4 protein-coding genes are annotated in these 3,926 nt (G+C 29.4%); all 4 read right to left on the reverse strand.

Annotated elements, in window-relative coordinates:
* Nucleotides 1–247: 247 nt before the first annotated feature.
* A complete protein-coding gene (locus FQU21_RS17080) occupies nt 248–565 on the reverse strand; it encodes a type II toxin-antitoxin system RelE/ParE family toxin (RefSeq protein WP_147679219.1) in 318 nt (105 codons plus the stop codon).
* Complete coding sequence (locus FQU21_RS17085; RefSeq protein WP_147679220.1) at nt 565–795, reverse strand: hypothetical protein; 231 nt, start codon at nt 793–795, stop codon at nt 565–567. The genes FQU21_RS17080 and FQU21_RS17085 overlap by 1 nt, the downstream gene beginning before the upstream one ends.
* Before the next feature lie 225 nt (nt 796–1,020).
* On the reverse strand, nt 1,021–2,043 hold the full coding sequence (locus FQU21_RS17090) for a hypothetical protein (protein ID WP_147679221.1): 1,023 nt from the start codon (nt 2,041–2,043) through the stop codon (nt 1,021–1,023).
* 154 nt (nt 2,044–2,197) lie between these two features.
* On the reverse strand, nt 2,198–3,223 hold the full coding sequence (locus FQU21_RS17095) for a hypothetical protein (protein ID WP_147679222.1): 1,026 nt from the start codon (nt 3,221–3,223) through the stop codon (nt 2,198–2,200).
* Nucleotides 3,224–3,926: the final 703 nt, after the last annotated feature.

A 3,926-nucleotide genomic window follows, 5' to 3' on the forward strand; every position in this document is an offset into this window, starting at 1 on the left:
ATTTTCAGTTTAAAAGGTTCTGAATACCGTCTAATTACTTTGTCATTTCTATACATAATGTTTAAAATTATGTAGCCTTATTTCAGGACGGGTCAGTATGACACACAACGTTGTTGTATATGGTTTGTTGCGTGGTTTAAGCAACTAATTTAGTAAATAATTACGGACAAAGAAAGTCCGCGAGGACTTTCGTAAGTAGGCAAAAAGCCAGCAATAAATTATATACGGTGTTGGCAACTGGCTTTACTTATTTCGTTCGTTTCATTTTTAATGGATATTGTCGAGTATCAAATACATCTGCAATTTTAATAAATCCATTTTTAGTATCAACGGAATAGATTATCTTATAGTTTGTATAAATTATATATCTATATTTAGTTTTTCGTTCTTTAAGTAATTCCTCTTCTTGACCAATGAAAGATAAATTCATTAACTTTTTTGGTTCGTTAATTATTCCTTTTGTGATTTTTTTCGCTACTCTTCTATTAACTTCTTTTTCATAATATTCATAAATTTCATCAAGTTGATTTTCAGCAAATTCAGACCAAATAATTTCAAATTTCATTATTCATATTTAGCTAAAAGTTCAGAACTCCTTTTAAATCGATTATTTTGGAAGTCAGACTCTGATTTGTCAATTCGTTCATTAAATTCAGCTATAGTCATTGGTTCAAATATTTTCTCAGAATTACTTTTTTCTTTCCTTAATATTTTTTCAAGACGAGAAACTATATCTTCATTTTGAAGATTCAAAAATTCTTGTATAAATTCTATTTTTCGAGTTTCTAAATTCATTTTAATTACTTTTTATCAAAGATACTAAAATTTCAATTCATTATCTATTTTTCCTTAAATGACAAATTTTTATTTGCTTGTTGCCAACGTTGTTGTATATGGTTTGTTGCGTGTTTTAAGCACCTAATTTAGTAAATAAGTACCGACCAAGAAAGTCCGCGAGGACTTTCGTAAGTAGGCGAGAAGCAAGCAATAAATTATATACGGTGTTAGCCATCTGGCTTTTTATTCATTTCCATTTATTTCATTCAGCCAACGTCTGTCAATTTGTAATATTCTGAAAGGTAATTCTCCATTTCTCACAAACACAAAAACTCTTGAAAATAATTCAGCTTTTAGGTTGATTGCTGCTTGACTGTCAAAACTTTGCTCTTTCCACATTTCAATTATTCTTGCTGGTAAATAAAATTCAAACCTCGCTTCTTGATTAACACTTAAAGTCCAATTATCTAATGCTCTTCTACGATAATGGAATCTAGCAGTCATAACCGTATTTCTATTAGAAAGATATTCTACATTATCATTGTTATCCGAAATCAAGAAAAGTAAATCGCCACTTTCTAATAATCCAATCAAAACTCTATTTTCAAATTCAAGGATAGAGTTGTAAATATTTCTAAATATTGAATCTGTTTCTCTTAAAAATGTTGTAGCATTTTCGTTATCATTTCCTTTAAAAAACTGATGTAAATCATTAAGTTGTTGTTCTGTGAACCGTTGTAAATATGCTGGTGTAATTTGATGAAAACTATCGCAGATATTTGCTGGTAAAAACCAACGTAATGATATCAATGGAATCTTATTATTTGCAGCAAATTCAAAAGCAGGTTTTGTAAAGTCCTCAACTGAAGCTACTCCAACTTGATAATTAAATCTTTGTCTGTTATCAATTGCTAATGGACTTCTTCGATTGTTTTGTCTTTCCCTTAAATGTGTTCGAGTTACAATTTCAAATTCATTAATATCATATCTCAATCCAAGTGCGTTTCTAATAATTGTTAAACCAACTTTTTTATTATATGCTTTGCATTCAAAATTCAAGCGATAAGGATAAGAAAAAGGCATTTGAATCGGTGGATTCATTAGTACATCAGCATCGTGAGCTGCTCCTTTTCCATTTATCATTGTTAATCCACCTCTGTCGTATATTAAAAGACCATCAGGTCTCACTTTCGTAAATCCGCAATTTAGAAGAATTCTCCTTACTGTATATTCTAATAAACTACCTTTTAATTTTGATGCGGTCATTTTTTTCAGCTTGTGGCTAACGTGTTTGTGTATGATTTCGTTGCGTGTTTAAGCACTAAAGTTAGCAAATAAATCACAGATAGAAAGTCCGCGAGGACTTTCGTAAGTAGGCTATAACTAGCAATGAATTATACACTGTGTTAGGCAACGTATTTTATTTATAATATTCAATTGTCCGTTTTACAATTCTTAACGGTTTATCGTTTTTAAATTCAATTTTTTCAATCCAATTATTATTTAAATCGTATTCAAAATCATACCTCCAAACATCGTTTGTTTTCTCGTCTGTTGTTTTAACCGTTTTTTCAATCAAATCTCCATTCTCATTGTATCGGTTTCTTTCAGTAAGAGCAAATTCATTATCTCTTATTACTGTAATTGACTCCTTTAGTTCTCCGTTTTTGTGGTATTTATTTTTTGTTTCGTCAAATGTTGAATCGTTTTCGATATTGAATTTCTCAACAATTAGTTTGTTGTTTTTATCGTAAAAATATTTGTTTTCTATTCTGATTGTATCCCAAGTTCTGTATTCCATAACCTTTTCCGTTACTTTCAGATTTTGCTTATTAAAACTTCTCTCTATTAATTTTACAGGAAGGTCTCCAAATTTAAATTCACTTTCTGAAATCACGTTGTTATTTTTGTCATATTCAACGCTGTAAGTTAAATTAACTGTGTCATTTTGAATAATCTCTCTTTTAATTGGTCGATTATTTTCATCTCGTTCAATTTTATGAATTCGCTTAAATTCATCGTTGGATATTATAACTTTAGTGATGCTGTCTTTGGAATCGTACTTAAACTCGAAATTTAAAAATGAGCCTTTTCCGTAATTGTCAATTTCCTTTCTTTTTATTAGTAAGTCGTTTTTATCATAATTATAGATGTCTTCTTTAATTACTTTACCGTTGTAAAGAAACTCTTTTATTGAAGTCAGATTTCCGAGTTTATTGAATTGAAGAAGAGAATTTCGGTCAAATGCGAGTGAATTTATTTTCTCTCCAATTCTAAAAGTGTCTTTTTCAATAATCAGATTGAAAAGTTCGGATTTTACAGATTTTATCTTTCCATTAAAGTCATAGTTCGATAAGTCACTTTTTCGGTCAGAATTGACTGTTGATTTAGAACAACAAAACAATGAAAGGCAAATTGTTATTAATATTCCGAATGTTTTTTTCATATGTTGCCTAACGGTCTCGTATAACCGTCAGTTACGGGTTAATATGCGTTAATTTTCAGTTTAGAACTGGCGTTAGCAATTCCGAGTGGATTCGGACGTAGTCGAATCCGCCGTAATTGCGGTTATACATTGTTGTGCGTAGTGTTTTTTTCGGTCAGTTTACTTTTTAGTTTATTAATAAATATATATTGTCTTATCAGAGTAATTATCAAATTCATTCCGAAAAACCATAAAAAGATAATTATTCCAAACTTATAACTTTTAGATATTAATCCAAAAAACAAGCTAAATGCTAGCGATATATAGAATGTTCTAATTACCGAAAACGAGTATTCCAAATTATTTGATTTTCCGTCTAATTTTAAACATCCTTTGTCAATAGGTGCCATCAAATGCCACCTTCCTTGTCCGTTGAAAAAAGAATTTTTAAAATTGATTTTAAATTCCGAACGTTGGATTTTGTCAATTTTCAATCTTATTAATTCATTTTCAATCAGATCAAAGATTTGACTAATTTCAGAATTTGTATTTAATTTTCGGTTGTATTTTATATTTAAGGGAAACAATTTTTATTCTTTTAAATTTCATTAAACGAACGCTTGGTTTACATGTCTTGTCCTGAAATATGGCTACAGGTTAAAAATTGAATTTAGGCTGATAATTTGTATACCATATTAGGTGTTTTATAATCTAAAGATAAGTG

Source organism: Algibacter pacificus (assembly GCF_008033385.1).
GTDB classification, from domain to species: Bacteria; Bacteroidota; Bacteroidia; order Flavobacteriales; family Flavobacteriaceae; genus Algibacter; species Algibacter pacificus.